At 54.7% G+C, this 17,674-nt stretch carries 16 protein-coding genes and 3 tRNA genes; 8 read left to right on the top strand and 11 right to left on the bottom strand.

Annotated elements, in window-relative coordinates; translation table 11 throughout:
* Nucleotides 1–10: 10 nt before the first annotated feature.
* The gene (gene argA, locus ACQG0S_RS17510; protein ID WP_022649227.1) at nucleotides 11–1,342 is read right to left on the bottom strand and encodes an amino-acid N-acetyltransferase; all 1,332 of its coding nucleotides are present in this window, start codon (nucleotides 1,340–1,342) and stop codon (nucleotides 11–13) included.
* Between the two features lie 227 nt (nucleotides 1,343–1,569).
* Between argA and amiC the strand changes: the two genes are divergently transcribed.
* Nucleotides 1,570–2,823 (top strand): N-acetylmuramoyl-L-alanine amidase AmiC, encoded by a 1,254-nt coding sequence (amiC, locus tag ACQG0S_RS17505; protein ID WP_022649226.1) that lies wholly within the window; start codon nucleotides 1,570–1,572, stop codon nucleotides 2,821–2,823.
* An 89-nt stretch (nucleotides 2,824–2,912) separates the two neighbouring features.
* Here the strand turns inward: amiC and ACQG0S_RS17500 are convergent.
* From ACQG0S_RS17500 to ACQG0S_RS17490, 3 genes are all read right to left on the bottom strand, one after another.
* Nucleotides 2,913–2,989 (bottom strand) — tRNA-Met (locus ACQG0S_RS17500).
* Nucleotides 2,990–3,033: 44 nt separating this feature from the next.
* A tRNA-Met gene (locus tag ACQG0S_RS17495) sits at nucleotides 3,034–3,110 on the bottom strand.
* A 44-nt stretch (nucleotides 3,111–3,154) separates the two neighbouring features.
* Nucleotides 3,155–3,231 (bottom strand) — tRNA-Met (locus ACQG0S_RS17490).
* Nucleotides 3,232–3,439: 208 nt separating this feature from the next.
* On the opposite strand from ACQG0S_RS17490, the gene mltA reads away from it, so the two are divergent.
* Entirely contained in the window at nucleotides 3,440–4,537 is a 1,098-nt protein-coding gene (mltA, locus tag ACQG0S_RS17485) for a murein transglycosylase A (RefSeq protein ID WP_022649225.1), read from the top strand.
* Between the two features lie 75 nt (nucleotides 4,538–4,612).
* Nucleotides 4,613–5,419: a tRNA cyclic N6-threonylcarbamoyladenosine(37) synthase TcdA gene (tcdA, locus tag ACQG0S_RS17480; protein WP_006811804.1), complete on the top strand. Its 807-nt coding sequence runs from the start codon at nucleotides 4,613–4,615 to the stop codon at nucleotides 5,417–5,419.
* Here the strand turns inward: tcdA and csdE are convergent.
* Nucleotides 5,410–5,856, bottom strand: coding sequence for a cysteine desulfurase sulfur acceptor subunit CsdE (csdE, locus tag ACQG0S_RS17475; protein WP_023306844.1), 447 nt, complete (start codon nucleotides 5,854–5,856; stop codon nucleotides 5,410–5,412). The two genes, tcdA and csdE, sit on opposite strands and share 10 nt — an antisense overlap.
* Nucleotides 5,856–7,061 (bottom strand): cysteine desulfurase CsdA, encoded by a 1,206-nt coding sequence (gene csdA, locus ACQG0S_RS17470; protein WP_023306843.1) that lies wholly within the window; start codon nucleotides 7,059–7,061, stop codon nucleotides 5,856–5,858. The genes csdE and csdA overlap by 1 nt, the downstream gene beginning before the upstream one ends.
* 192 nt (nucleotides 7,062–7,253) lie before the next feature.
* On the opposite strand from csdA, the gene ACQG0S_RS17465 reads away from it, so the two are divergent.
* The 4 genes from ACQG0S_RS17465 to rlmM all read left to right on the top strand — a co-directional run bounded on the left by ACQG0S_RS17465 (nucleotide 7,254) and on the right by rlmM (nucleotide 10,278).
* Nucleotides 7,254–7,481, top strand: coding sequence for a YgdI/YgdR family lipoprotein (locus tag ACQG0S_RS17465; protein WP_015571738.1), 228 nt, complete (start codon nucleotides 7,254–7,256; stop codon nucleotides 7,479–7,481).
* A gap of 351 nt (nucleotides 7,482–7,832) precedes the next feature.
* Nucleotides 7,833–8,750, top strand: a complete 918-nt coding sequence (gcvA, locus tag ACQG0S_RS17460) for a glycine cleavage system transcriptional regulator GcvA (RefSeq protein WP_022649222.1) — start codon at nucleotides 7,833–7,835, stop codon at nucleotides 8,748–8,750.
* 39 nt (nucleotides 8,751–8,789) lie between these two features.
* Nucleotides 8,790–9,185, top strand: a complete 396-nt coding sequence (locus ACQG0S_RS17455; protein WP_104460055.1) for a DUF423 domain-containing protein — start codon at nucleotides 8,790–8,792, stop codon at nucleotides 9,183–9,185.
* Nucleotides 9,178–10,278, top strand: coding sequence for a 23S rRNA (cytidine(2498)-2'-O)-methyltransferase RlmM (rlmM, locus tag ACQG0S_RS17450; RefSeq protein ID WP_022649221.1), 1,101 nt, complete (start codon nucleotides 9,178–9,180; stop codon nucleotides 10,276–10,278). The genes ACQG0S_RS17455 and rlmM overlap by 8 nt, the downstream gene beginning before the upstream one ends.
* A 57-nt stretch (nucleotides 10,279–10,335) precedes the next feature.
* Here rlmM and xni read toward each other — a convergent pair whose 3' ends face one another.
* The 5 genes from xni to queF form a co-directional block, all read right to left on the bottom strand.
* Nucleotides 10,336–11,091, bottom strand: coding sequence for a flap endonuclease Xni (xni, locus tag ACQG0S_RS17445; protein WP_048966644.1), 756 nt, complete (start codon nucleotides 11,089–11,091; stop codon nucleotides 10,336–10,338).
* A 112-nt stretch (nucleotides 11,092–11,203) separates the two neighbouring features.
* Nucleotides 11,204–12,571 (bottom strand): L-serine ammonia-lyase, encoded by a 1,368-nt coding sequence (locus tag ACQG0S_RS17440; protein WP_022649219.1) that lies wholly within the window; start codon nucleotides 12,569–12,571, stop codon nucleotides 11,204–11,206.
* A 62-nt stretch (nucleotides 12,572–12,633) separates the two neighbouring features.
* Nucleotides 12,634–13,923 (bottom strand): HAAAP family serine/threonine permease, encoded by a 1,290-nt coding sequence (locus ACQG0S_RS17435; RefSeq protein WP_022649218.1) that lies wholly within the window; start codon nucleotides 13,921–13,923, stop codon nucleotides 12,634–12,636.
* A gap of 504 nt (nucleotides 13,924–14,427) precedes the next feature.
* Complete coding sequence (gene ppnN / locus ACQG0S_RS17430) at nucleotides 14,428–15,792, bottom strand: nucleotide 5'-monophosphate nucleosidase PpnN (protein WP_023298502.1); 1,365 nt, start codon at nucleotides 15,790–15,792, stop codon at nucleotides 14,428–14,430.
* Nucleotides 15,793–15,908: 116 nt separating this feature from the next.
* A complete protein-coding gene (queF, locus tag ACQG0S_RS17425; RefSeq protein ID WP_023298501.1) occupies nucleotides 15,909–16,751 on the bottom strand; it encodes an NADPH-dependent 7-cyano-7-deazaguanine reductase QueF in 843 nt (280 codons plus the stop codon).
* Nucleotides 16,752–16,820: 69 nt separating this feature from the next.
* On the opposite strand from queF, the gene syd reads away from it, so the two are divergent.
* Nucleotides 16,821–17,366, top strand: a complete 546-nt coding sequence (gene syd / locus ACQG0S_RS17420) for a SecY-interacting protein (protein ID WP_022649215.1) — start codon at nucleotides 16,821–16,823, stop codon at nucleotides 17,364–17,366.
* The last annotated feature ends 308 nt before the right edge of the window (nucleotides 17,367–17,674 follow it).

The following is a 17,674-nucleotide window of genomic DNA, read 5'->3' as shown; positions in this document are numbered from 1 at the left end:
AGGGTGATTGTTATCCCAGGTCCGCCATTAACACCTTCGAGCGGCGCTGGTAGTTGTACATCTCTTTCTTACTTTCCGGCAGAGAATCAATATCCACCGGCGTGAAGCCGCGCTCCTGGAACCAGTGAATGCTGCGCGTGGTGAGCACGAACAGCTTGCTCAGACCCATCTGGCGCGCCTGTGCCGCCACGCGTTCAAGCAGCAGTTCCCCCCGCGAGGAGCTACGGTAATCCGGGTGCACGGCAACGCACGCCATTTCGCCAATCTGCTCTTCCGGGAACGGATAAAGCGCCGCACAGGCAATGGTCAGGTTATCTCGCTGGATGATGGTGAACTTGTCGATCTCCATCTCCAGCTGCTCGCGGGAGCGGCGAACCAGAATGCCCTGTTGTTCCAGCGGACGGATCAGCTCCAGAATGCCGCCGATGTCATTGATGGTGGCACGGCGGATCTGCTCGGCGCTCTCCATTACGATCTGCGTACCGATCCCGTCCCGGGAGAACAGTTCCTGCAACAGCGCGCCGTCTTCCTGATAGCTGATCAGGTGGCTGCGGCGTACCCCGCTGCGGCACGCTTTGACGGCGCCGCGCAGAAAACGCACGGTACCGGAATAGTAATCGCCTTGTGCTTCCAGCGCTTCGACGCGCGCCTGGGCTTCATTCGGAAAAAGTTCTGGCACAATCACGCCCTCATCGTTCACGACGCCCTGTGATGAGCAAAAGCCGATCATTTTTTCCGCTTTCAGCTTGATGGCCAGCTGGGTGGCAATCTCTTCTGAGGTCAGATTAAAACTTTCACCCGTTACGGAAACGGCAACGGGTCCCATCAGGACGATCGCGCCATTGTCTAACTGGCGGTGAATGGCTTCTTCATCAATGCGCCGGATGCGGCCGCTGTGGCAGTAATCCACGCCATCGTCCACGCCGAGCGGCTGAGCGATGATAAAGTTGCCGCTCACCACGTTGATGTGCGCGCCCTGCAGCGGCGTATTACTCAGGCTCATCGACAGGCGGGCGGTGATATCGAGCTGCAACAGACCCGCCGCCTGTTTGACCAGTTCGAGGGTTTTCGCATCCGTCACGCGGGTATGTTTGTGGTAGATCGGCTCATGGTGATGGGCGGCCAGGTTGGCTTCGATTTGCGGACGTGCGCCATACACCACCACCAGACGGATGCCGAGGCTGTGCAGCAGGCCGATATCATTGACGATACTGGAAAAGTTCTCATGCTCAATGGCTTCACCGCCAAGCATGATGACAAAGGTTTTGCCCCGATGGGTGTTGATATAGGGAACAGAATGGCGGAATCCCTGGACCAGTTCGGTTCTGCGTTCCTTAACCATGACACAACCCTTAATGAATGTTTATTCGTTATTTATGTATTTTTATTCGATTGTGGCCGTGTGTGCAAGCCAAAATTTTCTGCGACCCACAGAAAATAATAAGTAATCCGTGCGTTAACGTATGATTGTTTACCCTTTTATAGATGACAGTTTATGCGTCATTCGTTAAAGTTTTCGGTCAATTTGGGCGTTTTGTTCATCAATCAGATTTCTTGCTCGGGAGAAGCATGTCGGGATCCAATTCAGCAATAAGCCGCCGCCGCCTGTTAAAAGGGGCCGGGGCGATGTGGTTGCTTAGCGTCAGCCAGGTGGGTCTTGCCGCCACAAGCCAGGTAGTCGCGGTGCGCGTCTGGCCGTCGTCGACCTATACGCGCGTGACGGTCGAGTCCAACCGCGTGCTGAAATACAAACAATTTGCCCTCAGCAATCCTGAACGTGTGGTGGTTGATCTCGAAGGTGTGAATCTCAACTCCGTGCTTAAAGGCATGGCGGCGCAGATCCGTGGCGACGATCCTTTTATCAAATCGGCGCGCGTCGGGCAGTTCGATCCGCAAACCGTGCGCATGGTGTTTGAGCTCAAGCAGAACGTGAAACCGCAGCTCTTTGCCCTTGCGCCTGTTGCCGCCTTTAAGGAGCGCCTGGTAATGGATCTCTATCCCGCGAATGCAACGGATATTCAGGATCCGCTCCTGGCGTTACTTGAAGATTACAACAAAGGCGATCTCCAGCGGCAGGTCCCACCTGCGCAAAGTGGTCCTAAGCCGGGCAGGGCGGGGCGCGATCGTCCGATTGTGATCATGCTCGATCCTGGCCACGGCGGAGAAGATTCCGGCGCCGTTGGGAAATATCACACCCGTGAAAAAGATGTGGTGCTGCAAATTGCCCGTCGTCTGAAGGCGTTAATCGACAAAGAGGGCAATATGCGCGCCTACATGACGCGCAACGAAGATGTCTTTATCCCGCTGAAGGTCCGCGTGGCGAAAGCGCAGAAGCAGCGCGCGGATCTGTTTGTCTCTATTCATGCGGACGCCTTCACCAGCCGCCAGCCGAGCGGATCGTCGGTGTTTGCCCTGTCAACGAAAGGGGCGACCAGTACCGCCGCGAGATACCTGGCGGACACGCAGAACGCCTCGGATTTAATCGGTGGCGTGAGCAAAAGCGGGGATCGTTATGTCGACCATACGCTGTTTGATATGGTGCAGTCGCTGACCATTACCGACAGTCTGAAGTTTGGTAAAGCGGTGCTGGGCAAACTGGGCCGGGTCAACAAGCTGCACAAAAACAGCGTCGAGCAGGCCGGATTTGCGGTACTGAAAGCGCCAGATATTCCGTCCATTCTGGTCGAAACCGCGTTTATCAGTAACGTGCAAGAGGAACGCAAGCTCAAGACGGCTAAATTCCAGCAGGAAGTGGCGGAGTCGATTCTGGCGGGTATTCGGGCCTATTTCTCAGACGGGGAAACGCTGGCGCGGCGGGGATAGGGTATTACGCCGGGTATCTCGCCCGGCACTTTCACAAACGGCAGATACAAAAAAACACCCTTAAGGGTGTTTATTGTTTTAAGAAGTGTTGGTTGCGGGGGCCGGATTTGAACCGACGACCTTCGGGTTATGAGCCCGACGAGCTACCAGGCTGCTCCACCCCGCGTCCGTCTTTCTACACTTGTAGAAACTTACTTCTTCAAATTTGATTGGTTGCGGGGGCCGGATTTGAACCGACGACCTTCGGGTTATGAGCCCGACGAGCTACCAGGCTGCTCCACCCCGCGTCCGTCTTTCTACAGTCGTAGAAGATACTTCATCAAATTTTAATTGGTTGCGGGGGCCGGATTTGAACCGACGACCTTCGGGTTATGAGCCCGACGAGCTACCAGGCTGCTCCACCCCGCGTCCGTGGAAGCGCACTATACTCGGATAGGTTTGTGATGCAACCCCTTTTTCGCATAATTCATTATTTTGTATGCAAAATGAACGGGAATAGCCACTTTGGACTATTTTTTGTCCAGAATTTGCCAAAGGGAAGGCGATTGCATTTCATTACCACGGTGGGTTTGTTATCTTCATCACGCGGAATTGGGCAACTAAAAGACGAGATATAATGAAAGGACGTTGGGTGAAGTATCTGATGACAGGCGCAATGGTAGCGATTCTTGCGGCCTGCTCTTCCAAACCGACCGATCGCGGTCAACAGTATAAAGACGGGAAGTTATCCCAGCCTTTCTCTTTAGTTAACCAGCCAGATGCCGTGGGTGCTCCAATCAATGCCGGGGATTTCTCCGAGCAGGTATACCAGATCCGCAAAGCGTCGCCGCGCCTGTATGGCTCACAGAACAACGTTTATAGTGCAGTGCAGGACTGGCTGCGTGCTGGCGGTGATACGCGCAATATGCGCCAGTTTGGAATCGATGCGTGGCAGATGGAAGGGGCAGATAACTACGGTAACGTTCAGTTTACCGGCTACTACACCCCGGTTGTCCAGGCACGACACACGCGTCAGGGCGAATTCCAGTATCCGATTTACCGCATGCCGCCAAAACGCGGTCGTCTCCCGTCCCGCGCTGAAATCTATGCCGGTGCGCTTAGCGAAAATTACGTGCTGGCCTACAGCAACTCGCTGATGGATAACTTCATCATGGACGTGCAGGGCAGCGGCTATATTGATTTTGGCGACGGCTCGCCGCTGAACTTCTTTAGCTATGCCGGGAAAAACGGCCATGCCTATCGCAGCATCGGTAAGGTGCTCATCGACCGTGGTGAAGTGAAACGAGAAGATATGTCGATGCAGGCGATCCGCGAGTGGGGCGAAAAACACAGCGAAGCGGAAGTGCGTGAGCTGCTTGAGCAGAATCCATCGTTTGTCTTCTTCAAACCGCAGAACTTTGCGCCGGTGAAAGGGGCGAGCGCCGTCCCGCTGATTGGCCGCGCTTCTGTGGCATCGGATCGTTCGATTATCCCGGCGGGTACCACGCTGCTGGCGGAAGTTCCTCTCCTCGACAACAACGGCAAATTCAACGGCAAGTATGAATTACGCCTGATGGTGGCGCTGGACGTGGGCGGGGCGATTAAAGGCCAGCACTTCGACATTTATCAGGGCATCGGCCCGGATGCCGGCCACCGTGCAGGCTGGTATAACCACTACGGGCGCGTGTGGGTGCTGAAGACAGCGCCGGGTACCGGGAACGTATTTAGCGGCTGAGTGTGGTATTCTGAGCGCAAGACGGATTACGGTTCAGGGTGAGGAATACCTCACCCTTTTTACATCTGAGGTTTTATGTCTGTGGTAATCAGCGATGCCTGGCGCCAGCGTTTCGGCGGCACGGCACGGTTATACGGTGAAAAAGCCCTGCAACTGTTCGCGGATGCGCATGTCTGCGTGGTGGGCATTGGTGGCGTGGGTTCGTGGGCGGCAGAAGCGCTGGCGAGAACCGGCATTGGCGCAATTACGTTGATTGATATGGATGACGTCTGCGTCACTAACACTAACCGTCAGATCCACGCCCTGCGTGATAACGTCGGTCTGGCGAAGTCCGAGGTGATGGCGGAGCGTATTCGTCTCATCAACCCGGAGTGCCGCGTAACGGTGATTGACGACTTTGTGACGGCAGATAACGTCGCGGAGTACATGAGCAAAGGCTACAGCTATGTGATTGACGCCATCGACAGCGTGCGGCCAAAAGCGGCGCTGATCGCTTACTGTCGTCGTTACAAGGTGCCGCTGGTGACAACGGGCGGCGCGGGTGGACAAATTGATCCGACGCAGATCCAGGTGGCAGATCTGGCGAAAACCATTCAGGATCCACTGGCCGCTAAGCTGCGCGAGCGCTTAAAAAGCGACTTCAATGTGGTGAAGAACAGTAAAGGCAAGCTGGGTGTGGACTGTGTGTTCTCGACAGAAGCGCTGGTTTATCCGCAGGCGGATGGTTCGGTCTGTGCAATGAAAAGCACAGCGGAAGGGCCAAAGCGGATGGATTGTGCCTCAGGGTTTGGAGCGGCCACCATGGTGACCGCCTCCTTCGGCTTTGTGGCGGTCTCTCACGCCCTGAAGAAGATGATGGCGAAGGCGGAACGTCAGGCCTGAGCCTGACGGGCGGCATCCAGCACCGCGTCGTTTAGCGCAATCAGTCCCTGACCGCGCGAGGCGCTAAGCTGCGTGCGAAGTCCCAGCTCATCAAACAGCGCCAGCGGAGAATGCGCCAGCAGCTCTGCGGCGCTTTTCCCTTCGATTGCGGTCAACAGCACCGCCAGCAGACCGCGAACAATGCGTCCCTCGCTGTCGCCGAAGAAATGCAGTTTCTCACCGGATATGCTAAACCCAAGCCAGACGCGGTTCTCGCAGCCAGCTATCTCCTTCGCCTGCGATTTCAGTTCGTCTGACAGCGTGGGCAACTGTTTGCCCAGCAGGATCAACTGACGATATTTATCTTCCCACTGCGTGAGCGGGACGAAGGTCTGTTTTAACGTCTCTTCAGTGATAACTGTGCCGAACGGATGCCCGGCTAAGGCTGAACTTGTCATTAATCCACCAGTAATTCCAGGGCGCGGTCGACGGCGGAAACCAACGCGTCGACGTCACTTTTTGTGTTGTACGGTGCAAACGAGGCGCGCAGGGTACCGCTCACCCCCATGGCCGCCAGCAGCGGCTGGGCGCAGTGCTGTCCTGCGCGCAGGGCAATGCCGTATCCGGCAAGCAGCGTCACCATGTCGCTATGGTGTACGCCCGCAAAATCAAAGGCGAGCAGGCTGGAGTCCTGGACGCGGAACGAGCGAAACCCGGGGCGTTTCTTAAGCTCTTCTTCTGCCAGCGTCGCCAGGCCCCGGCTCCAGCTTTCAGCCTGAGCCACGTCCGTATCTGCGAGAAATTCGAGCGCTGCGCTCAGACCGATAACCCCTGCCACGTTCGGCGTACCGGCTTCCAGGCGGTAAGGCACATCCTGCGTTTTGAAACCGTCGAAGGTGACTTCGGTAATCATCTTGCCGCCGCCGAGCCACGGCGTCATCCGGGCCAGCAGTTCAGGTTTGCCGTACAGCGCGCCGATACCGGTTGGCCCGTACAATTTATGCCCTGAGAAGGCATAGAAGTCGATATCCAGCGCCTGAACGTTAGCCGGAAAATGCACCACACCCTGCGCACCGTCGACCATTACCACCACGCCGCTGGCATGGGCAATCTCAATGGCGCGCGCCAGATCCGGACAGCCGCCGGTGACGTTGGACATCTGCCCCAGCGCCAGAATACGGCTGCGCGGCGTAATCAGCTCAGGCAGACGCGCCACGTCAGGCAGGAAGTCTGTACCCAACGGGAGTTTTACAACCCGTGCCCCGGTTTGTTTGGCCACCATCAGCCAGGGCACCAGGTTGGCGTGGTGTTCCGCCTCGCTGACGATGATCTCATCCCCGGGCTGCAACAGCGGACGCGCGTAACATTGCGCCACCATGTTAATGGCCTCGGTAGTGCCCCGCGTCCAGACGATGTTCTTACCGCTGTCAGCATTGATCAGGCGCGCGACCTGATCCCGTGCGGCTTCGTATTGCGCCGTTAAGCGCTGCGCGTCGGCATACTGGCTGCGATGCACGTTCCCGGCGCTCAGGCTGTAAAACTGGCGGGTTGCCTCAATCACCGCTTGCGGCTTAAGGGCCGTGGCGGCGCTATCAAGATAAATGCCGGCATCGGCCAGCGCAGGAAACTGTGCGCGAAACTGCGCAGGACTGAAAGCGTTCATGGAATTCCTCATATCGATTCTACGATCGTCGCGCAAATTTATCGGCAGGGCAAGGAAGTTGATATCTATCAGATTTGTCTGCTTATCCTGGCGAGTCTGAAAAAGCAGGTTATGCTAAATAGTGTTAGGCGGATGTTTTAGCCTGTTATAAATCGAGGTTTGAATAGCATTAATTGCTAAAGGAGAATAATCATGAAAAAGACAGCTGCAATCATTTCTGCCTGTGCGTTGACCTTTGCCCTGAGCGCATGTTCTGGTAATAACTACGTAATGCATACCAACGATGGTCGATCTATCGTCTCTGAAGGGAAACCGACAACCGATAATGATACCGGGATGATTTCATACAAAGATGCTAACGGGAACAAACAGCAGATCAATCGCAGTGACGTGAAAGAGATGAAGGAAATCGAGCATTAACAGTTAGATAAGCGAAAAAAAAAGCACCGCAAGTTGGCGGTGCTACATTAATCACTATGGACAGACAGGGTAAATGTACAGGAAGTGAAAAATTGGTAGCGTTGCTACCGTGGTCTGAATCGCAGACCAATTGCAAACACAACAACACAACATCACAACCGTAAGCCAAAAGCCCTTCAGAACACGCATTCCAAAAAAAGCTTTTCGTTCCGGCTCAGGAAGTGCCGCCACTATAGGTATTTGCTGGTAGTTCCTCAACGGACAAATTATAATGGCTCAGATAAAAAAAACTAATAGGTTAAACGTTGTTTCCTATATGTTAAATCTCGTTAACATCTAAGCCAGATAACCATGTCCAAGCGATTGCCACCCCTAAATGCATTACGTGTTTTTGATGCAGCAGCACGCCACCTCAGCTTCACCCGCGCAGCCGATGAGCTTTTTGTGACACAGGCCGCAGTAAGTCATCAAATCAAGTCTCTGGAGGATTTTCTGGGGCTTAAGCTGTTCCGTCGCCGCAACCGTTCGTTGCTGTTGACCGAAGAAGGGCAGAGCTATTTTCAGGATATTAAAGAGATTTTCTCCCAGCTGACGGAAGCCACCCGTAAGCTTCAGGCACGGAGCGCAAAAGGCGCCCTGACTGTGAGTTTATTGCCCAGTTTTGCCATTCAGTGGCTGGTGCCGCGACTCTCAAGCTTTAACTCAACTTATCCGGGAATCGATGTCCGAATCCAGGCGGTGGACCGTCAGGAAGACAAGCTTGCAGACGATGTGGATGTGGCGATTTTTTACGGTCGCGGTAACTGGCCGGGCTTGCGTGTTGAAAAATTATACGCAGAATATCTGCTGCCGGTCTGTTCACCACTGCTGCTGACGGGGGAGAAAGCGCTCAAAACGCCCGCCGATCTGGCGCAACACACGCTTTTGCACGATGCGTCGCGTCGCGACTGGCAAACTTATACCCGCCAGTTAGGTCTTAATCATATAAACGTGCAGCAGGGGCCCATTTTTAGCCACAGCGCGATGGTGTTACAGGCTGCCATTCACGGGCAGGGCGTGGCATTAGCGAATAACGTCATGGCGCAGTCCGAAATTGAGGCAGGCCGTCTGGTTTGCCCATTTAACGATGTACTGGTCAGCAAGAATGCATTTTATCTGGTTTGTCATGACAGTCAGGCAGAACTGGGTAAAATAGCCGCTTTCCGGCAGTGGATACTGGCGAAAGCGGCAAGCGAGCAAGAAAAATTCCGCTTCAGGTATGAACAATAACGTTTGTGTGCCGGGCACGCATTAATTCAGGACTTAAACATGACCAGCCGATTCATGCTGATTTTCGCCGCGGTGAGTGGCTTTATTTTTGTAGCTCTGGGCGCGTTTGGCGCGCATGTCTTAAGCAAGTCTTTGGGCGTTGTGGAGATGGGCTGGATCCAGACCGGCCTTGAATATCAGGCGTTCCACACGCTGGCAATTTTTGGGCTGGCGGTGGCGATGCAGCGCCGTATCAGCATTTGGTTTTACTGGAGCAGCGTCTTTCTGGTGCTGGGTACCGTACTGTTCAGCGGCAGTCTCTACTGTCTGGCGCTGTCGCATTTACGCCTGTGGGCGTTTGTTACACCTGTCGGCGGCGTCAGCTTCCTGGCGGGTTGGGTGTTAATGTTTATCGGAGCTATCCGTCTGAAACGCAAGGGCGTTGTTCATGAATAAGGTTGTTTTATATTGTCGCCCGGGGTTTGAGAAAGAGTGCGCCGCGGAAATCACCGATAAAGCGGCGAAGCGTGAAGTCTTCGGATTCGCTCGCGTCAAAGAGAACGCGGGTTATGTGGTATTTGAATGCTATCAGCCTGATGATGCCGACAAGCTGGCGCGCGAACTGCCGTTCAGCTCGCTGATTTTCGCCCGTCAGATGTTTGTCGCGGGCGAACTGCTGAAAGATCTTCCGCCGGAGGATCGCATCACGCCGATTGTTGGCCTGTTGCAGGGCGTGGTGGAGAAGGGCGGCGATTTGCGCGTGGAAGTGGCTGACACCAATGAAAGCAAAGAGCTGATGAAGTTCTGCCGTAAGTTTACCGTGCCGCTCCGCGCGGCACTGCGTGATGCGGGAGTGCTGACAAACTACGAAACGCCAAAGCGTCCAGTCGTGCATATCTTCTTTATTGCGCCAGGATGTTGCTACACCGGCTACTCGTATACCACCAATAACTCGCCGTTCTTTATGGGGATCCCGCGTCTGCGCTTCCCGTCAGACGCGCCGAGCCGTTCAACCCTGAAGCTGGAAGAGGCGTTCCACGTCTTTATCCCGGCGGACGAGTGGGACGAACGTCTGGCAAACGGCATGTATGCCGTCGATCTTGGCGCGTGCCCGGGCGGCTGGACCTATCAGCTGGTGAAACGCAACATGTGGGTTTCGTCTGTGGATAACGGCCCGATGGCGCAAAGCCTGATGGACACCGGGCAGGTCACCTGGCTGCGTGAAGATGGTTTCCGCTACCGTCCTACCCGTAACAACATCTCCTGGATGGTGTGCGACATGGTAGAAAAACCGGCGAAAGTCGCGGCGCTGATGGCCTCCTGGCTGGTGAACGGCTGGTGTCGTGAGACGATTTTCAACCTCAAGCTGCCGATGAAAAAGCGTTACGAAGAGGTGTCGCAGAACCTGGCTTATATTCAGCAGCAACTGGACGAACACGGGATTAACGCGGAAATCCAGGCGCGTCAGCTGTATCACGACCGTGAAGAAGTGACGGTGCATATCCGTCGCTGGTGGGCGGCCGTGGGTGGGCGTCGCGACGAGCGATAACGTTTGTAACGCCCGGTGGCGCTGTGCTTACCGGGCCTACAAAATCGTGTAGTTGTTTTAACGTTCTAACCTTAACTGCTGTAAATTCCCGTCCAGCTGTAAATCCGTCTGTAGCGTTGCGATTTCCCGGCAGATAAACGCCATCTCTTTATTCGCCTCCAGCTTCTTGCGCCATTTTTCCGGCACTTCCTCAAGCCTTGCGTAAATCCCTTCCAGATTCTGAAACTTCGTCAGCAGCTGTGCGGCACTTTTGGGTCCAATACCGGCGACACCCGGCACTCTGGAGCTGCTGATCCCCGCCAGCCCCCAGTAATCCGGCAATTGCTCAGGCGATACGCCAAACTCGCTGGCAATAAATGGCGCGTCCAGCCAGCGTTTCTGGAAGTAGTCGCGGATGCGGACCGTTGGAGAGAGCAGCTGGCAGTAGCCTTTGTCGGTTGAAACGATAGTCGCCTGATGCCCGGCGCTCGCGACTTTAACCGCCAGCGTTGCGGCTAAATCGTCAGCCTCATTACCGTGTGCGCCCCAGCACGGAACGCCGCGCTGTTCAAAGGCCGCGCGTATAACGGGCATTTCGGCGTGCAGATCGTCCGGCATCGGCGCACGCCCGGCTTTGTAGTCCGGCAGGCGCTGGTGCCGCCAGCCGGTATTGCGTGCTTCATCGTCGAATACGGCAACAGCGTGGGTGGGTTCGCTATGGCGAATGAGCTGCTCCAGCGCGTGTAAACAGGTGTCCTTGCAGGGGGTGCCCTGTACCGCGTGAATACGGCGAATCAGGTTAAGTGCATCGACGATAAGCAAATGAACGGCCACAGATAATCTCCCTTCTGTCTAATGGGGGAAGGGTAACACTGAGCGCAGCATGAAACTATGAATGGTGGGGAAAACAGGAAGAAGCCTCGCAAAACGAGGCTTCCTGAGAGGCTTAATCGCAGGTAACGATCTTCATCGCCAGGCCACCGCGGGAGGTTTCGCGGTATTTGGCGTTCATATCTTTACCGGTTTCGTACATGGTTTCGATAACCTTGTCGAGACACACGCGCGGTTCACTGGTGCGGCGCAGCGCCATACGGGCCGCGTTCACCGCTTTCACAGAGGCGATGGCGTTACGCTCGATGCATGGCACCTGGACCTGTCCGCCGACCGGATCGCAGGTCAGCCCCAGGTTATGTTCCATGCCGATTTCCGCCGCAATACAAACCTGCGCAGGACTTGCGCCCAGCAGTTCGGCCAGACCCGCCGCCGCCATAGAGCAGGCTACGCCCACTTCACCCTGACAGCCCACTTCCGCGCCGGAAATCGAGGCGTTCATCTTGTACAGTGAGCCAATCGCACTGGCGACCAGCATATACCGCGCGAGTGAGTTTGCATTCACTTCACGGATAAATTTGTCGTAATACGCCAGGACCGCCGGAACAATGCCGCACGCCCCGTTGGTTGGCGCGGTGACGACGCGGCCACCCGCGGCGTTCTCTTCGTTCACCGCCAGCGCGAACATGTTGATCCAGTCGACAACGGCCATCGGGTCGGTGGTGGTTTTGTCGGTGCTGACCAGCATGCGGCGCAGCGCAGCCGCACGACGTGGAACACGCAGTTTCCCCGGCAGCACGCCTTCGGTGGTGATCCCGCGCTCAATGCCGCTGCGCATCACTTCCCAGACGTTTGCGAAGTGCTGTTCCAGCTCCTCTTTGCTGTGCAGGGCCAGCTCGTTTTTCATCATCAGGCCGGAGAGAGAAAGGCCTGTCTCCTGGCAGTGACGCTGTAAATCGGCCGCGTTTTTGTACGGGTACGGCACCTCAACGGCGGAGCCGTTGGTTTGACCAAAATGGTCTTCGTCGACGATAAACCCGCCGCCGATAGAGTAATACGTCTGGCTGTAAACCGCTTTATCGCCGACCAGCGCGGTAATGCGCATGCCGTTTTCGTGCAGCGACAGGTTATCCGCATGGAAATTCATGCAGTGGTCAACCGGAAATTCAACTTCGTGCTCGCCGTTCGCCAGCAGCAAACGACCATGGGTGTTCACGTCCTGGATAAAGCCAGGAATGGAGTCAATATCAACGGTATCCGGCAGGTTACCCGCCAGCCCCATGATAATGGCAATATCGGTATGGTGGCCTTTACCGGTCAGGGAAAGGGAACCGTATACATCGACAACCACGCGGGTGATGTCGTGCAAAATGCCGCGTGCAATCAAGTCATCCGTGAATTGTTTACCGGCTTTCATTGGTCCGACGGTGTGAGAGCTGGAAGGACCAATACCGATTTTGAAGATATCGAATACGCTAATCATGATGCGTCCATTGCTTCAGTCAGAGGGGAGGAGTGCGCCATCCGCAGACGGCGCAGGAGGTATTAGCTGAACAGCGAGTAGAAAATAGCGGAGATGGCAATCAGACCCATCACAACAACGAACACGTTGCTGATATGGCCGCTGTATTTACGCATCGCTGGCACTTTCTGAATCGCGTACATCGGCATCAGGAACAGAATCATCGCGATAATCGGGCCGCCCAGGGTTTCAATCATGCCCAGAATGCTTGGGTTCAGGGTGGCTACCGCCCAGGTGGTCACCAGCATGAACAGCGCGGTGATTTTGTTCAGACGGTTGATTTCAATGCTCTTGCCTTTACCGCGCAGAGATTTAATCACCATACCGTTGAAGCCTTCACGTGCGCCCAGGTAGTGGCCCAGGAAGGATTTGGTGATGGCGATAATCGCGATGATCGGTGCCATCCACGCAATCAGCGGTGCGTTAAAGTGGTTTGCCAGGTAGGACAGAATAGAGATGTTCTGCTCTTTCGCCGCCGCCAGATCCGCCGGGGAAAGGCTCAGCACGCAGCTGAACACGAAGAACATAACTGTCAGTACCATCATGATGTGTGCGCGAGCCAGGATGCTGGAGCACTTCTTCTCTGCGCCATTGCCGTACTCTTCACGCTTCGCCACCGCGAAGGAGGAGATGATTGGCGAGTGGTTGAAGGAGAACACCATTACCGGGATCGCCAGCCACAGGGTCAGTAGCAGGCCGTTACCGGTTGCGGATGCGCTGCTCAGAGACAGAGTTTCCAGCGCAGCGCCGTTCCACTGTGGGATCAGGTACAGCGCCAGCACCATCAGGGCTGCAACAAACGGGAATACCAGCACGCTCATCGCTTTGACAATCATCTGCTCGCCAAAGCGCACGATGGTCATCATACCGACGATCAGGATCAGGGACAGGATCGCACGCGGCGGCGGGGTCATCTGCAGCTGGTGCATCATGAAGCTTTCAACGGTGTTGGTGATAGCAACGCTATACACCAGCAGAATCGGGTAAATCGCGAAGAAGTAGAGCAGGGTAATCAGCTTACCTGCGCCGACGCCGAAGTGTTCTTCAACGACTTCAGTAATGTCTTCGCCCGGGTTTTTACCGGACAGCACGAAGCGGGTCAGGCCGCGGTGTGCAAAGAAGGTCATCGGAAAGGCGATGATGGCCATGATGATCAGCGGGATCAGACCGCCGACACCTGCGTTGATAGGAAGGAACAGTACACCAGCGCCGATTGCCGTGCCGTACAGGCCAAGCATCCACATGGTATCCGTTTTGCGCCAACCGCTTCGGGATTCAATCGAAGCAACGGTGCTGGTTTGAGTGGTTTCCATCTGTATCTCCTGGAGGAAGCAAATTGTCAGGTTTTTAGTCAAATCCGATGAAAAAGTGCCTGACGGTAATATGAAATTCGTTCAGTGACGGTTTTTTAATAATTTTTGCCCGTAACTATTGGCGGGCGGAAAGATACATTCTCGTTATGAATCTATCAGTGATCGCGATCCCAAATGCAATAATCCACTTATGATGTGGGCATATTTAGACCATTTATCTGTTAAAAAAACATCAAAGAGGATTTACGGGCGCGAAGGCTACCATTAACGACATGTTTTCGAAAAGGCTGACCCGCGAGATAGGTGTCTTTCGCTGTAAAGAAATAGGATTTTAGGATTTTCTGGCAGGTAATTTCGATTAAGGCTGATTATTTACGGTTTCAAAAACGAGGTAATCGTTTGCGCAGGCGCCAGATTTGTTAATAACATTGAAGATCGCTATGAATTACATCACTAATAAAAAAGCCGGATGACAATCCGGCTTGAGAGGAGGGAAAGGACGCTTTATTTGATGATTTCGTAACAGGGAATATAGGCAGAACCCGGAAGTTTCATGCGATGCTGAGCCACAAAGCCCTGCAGCATGTCATCCATGCGGCGCATCATCTCCGGGTCACCGTGGATTTTATACGGCCCGAACTCCTCAATCGCGCGGATCCCCACCTCCTTCACGTTCCCCGCCACGATGCCAGAGAAGGCGCGACGCAGGTCAGCTGCCAGTACTTCCACCGGCTGATCCGGATAGAGTTTGAGGTTCGCCATGTTCTCATGCGACGGCTCGAAGGGGATCTGGAGATCCGGTGCGATACGGATGGACCAGTTAAAGCTGTAGGCATCCCCGGTATCACGACGGTTCTCTTTCACCAGCGGCATCGCTTTTTTCATCTGACGGGCCACTTCTGCGGCATCGTCAATAATAATGCGGTAGTGACGGCGCGCGTCTTCCCCCAGCGTATGCACGATAAACTCGTCCAGCACGCGGAAATAGTCGGCGCTCTCTTTCGGGCCGGTCAGGATCAGCGGCAGAACCTGATTTTTGTTGGCCGGGTTCATCAGGATCCCGAGCAGATAAAGCAGTTCTTCCGCCGTACCTACGCCGCCCGGGAAGATGATAATGCCGTGCGCGATACGGACAAACGCCTCAAGACGTTTTTCGATATCCGGCATAATAATCAGTTCGTTAACCAGCGGGTTAGGCGGCTCAGCGGCGATGATTGACGGCTCGGTCATGCCGATAAAACGGCCTTCTTTATAGCGTTGCTGCGCGTGTCCTACTGCCGCGCCTTTCATCGGCGCTTCCATCGCGCCAGGACCGCAGCCGGTACAGATGTTCAGCTCGCGCAGGCCGAGCTGATTACCCACGCGGCGGGCGTACAGGTATTCGGTTTCGTTAATGGAGTGACCACCCCAGCAGACGACCATGTTCGGCGCTTCGCCAACGTGCAGGGCGCGGGCGTTACGCAGAATGGAGAAAACCAGGTTGGTGATATGAACGGAGCTTTCCAGATCGAGATGCTGGAAACGACCGGCGTTGCTGATCTGTCCGTTAACAAACAGGATGTCGCGCAGCACGGCAAAAAGGTTGGCCTGAAGTGAGCGAATAATACGCCCATCGACAAACGCCTCTTCCGGCGGGTTGATCACTTCCAGCTTCACCCCGCGCTCGCGGCGCAGCACATTGATATCAAAACTTTCGAAGCGGGACAGCAGCTCTTTACTGTTGTCGGTCAGGCTTCCGGAGTTCAGTACAGCAAGTGAACAGTTACGAAACAGTTGATACAGGTCGCTACTGGCGGTGCGTTTAAGCATGTCCACTTCCAGTTGCGACAACATATCCATAGAGCCAAGCGGGCTAATATGTGTAATCAAGTGAGCTCCTTATGGGACGATTATCGTCTTTCCCTGTTGATTACAATAGCCCTGGCTTATGACGTTTCACAACACTTCGGGCGGAATACCGCCCGCATATTGTGAAAATATTTATCTTACTGGCGCACCAGCCGTCCGGTGGCAGGCACAAAATCGGTATTGGTGCGCCATGGGTTAATGTCCAGGCCGCCGCGACGGGTATAGCGGGCATAAACGCTCAGCTTTTCGGGCTGGCAGAAACGCTGTATGTCATTGAAGATGCGTTCCACGCACTGCTCGTGGAATTCGTTGTGATGACGGAATGACACCAGGTAACGAAGCAGCTTTTCCCGGTCAATCTGCGGGCCGCGATACTGGATCTGTACCGAGCCCCAGTCCGGCTGATGGGTGATAAGGCAGTTGGATTTCAGCAGATGGCTGACCAGCGTTTCGTCGACCACTTTTCCGCCCGCCGCGTTTTCCAGATAGTCGGTGCTAAATTCGTAGCTCTCCACATCAATGTCCTGATCGTCGATGCAGGTGCCGTGGAAATGGGCGATGGGCTGACCTTCCAGCTCATGCAGACGGTATAACGAGACGGTTACGTTCCCCTGCGCGCACGCGCTTAAATCACGTTCAAGCGTCTGTTGTACCTCGTCCCAGCTGTTAAATTTGGTCTGGTTAAAGCTGTTGAGATAGAGCTTAAAGCTCTTGGATTCAACCAGGTTTACGCTGGCGTAATCCAGCTCGACATGGCCCACGGCCACCTGCGGCAGACCGCGCGCATTCAGCCAGGAGAGTTCGTACAGCGTCCAGATGTCGCCGCCGACGAACGGCAGCGCGTCGGCATGAAGGCCAAGCGGATCGCGGTTCAGGCTGCGCGGCACACCCTGAAGCAGGCTTGCGTCGTAGGTGTCGCGGTAATCGGTCGATTTACCCAGCGTTAAGCCCGTTAACGCCTGATGATTTTCGTAAGACATGTTTCATAGCCACTTTACAGGTACACTTAGGGGCTGAGTTTATCCTGTCTTACAAGAAGAGAGAAATCGGTGGATATCGAAACTGCAAATGCCCTGACGTCCTTCACGACCCGCTATTGCGATGCCTGGCATGAAAAGCGGGGGACGTGGCCGCAAAGTACTGACTTATATGGCGTGCCGTCACCGTGCATTATCGCTTCGCAGGATGATTACGTTATCTGGCAACCGAAACCGTTCACGGGCGAGCAGAATGTAAATGCGGTTGAACGCGCAATGGACATTGTGATACAACCTGCGCTTCATGCAATTTATACCACGCAGTTTGCCGGGGATATGACTGCATGTTTTGCAGGACAGCCGCTGACGCTGCTGCAAACCTGGAGCGAAGACGATCTTCAACGCGTTCAGGAAAACCTCATTGGTCACCTGGTCACGCAAAAACGCCTTAAGCTCTCCCCGACTCTCTTTATTGCGACGCTCGATAGTGAACTGGACGTCATTTCAGTCTGCAACCTGTCTGGCGAGGTCATTAAAGAGACGCTCGGCACCCGCAATCGCGACGTTCTCGCGCCTTCTCTTGCGGATTTTCTTACCCGACTTGAGCCGCTTCTGTAATCCATGATGCTACTGGACGTGTGAGAGATCTCTTACACGCACTGTGAGACATCGCCGAAACAATTAGCTTTGTCTTAGGGATTTCAGATTAATATTAACTTCCCTTTCAACAGGTTAGCGATTTCCTGAAACGATTATCCCCGTTTCGCCAGGCTTACCTTGCTCACAGGGTGGGTTGTAAGACGAGGCAGAATAGCGGATTCTATCTGTGTCGACAGGATGCCGACGCGAGAAACGAACATCAGGATGATGGCGTTTCTCACCAGGAACACGTCAGGACGACGCCGCAGGAAGGCTTCAGGATGAAG

It is taken from the genome of Enterobacter cloacae complex sp. 418I7, assembly GCF_050030705.1.
GTDB classification, from domain to species: domain Bacteria; phylum Pseudomonadota; class Gammaproteobacteria; order Enterobacterales; family Enterobacteriaceae; genus Enterobacter; species Enterobacter intestinihominis.
Note: the sequence above shows the minus strand (reverse complement) of the source record. Positions and strands in the feature narration are given on the sequence as shown.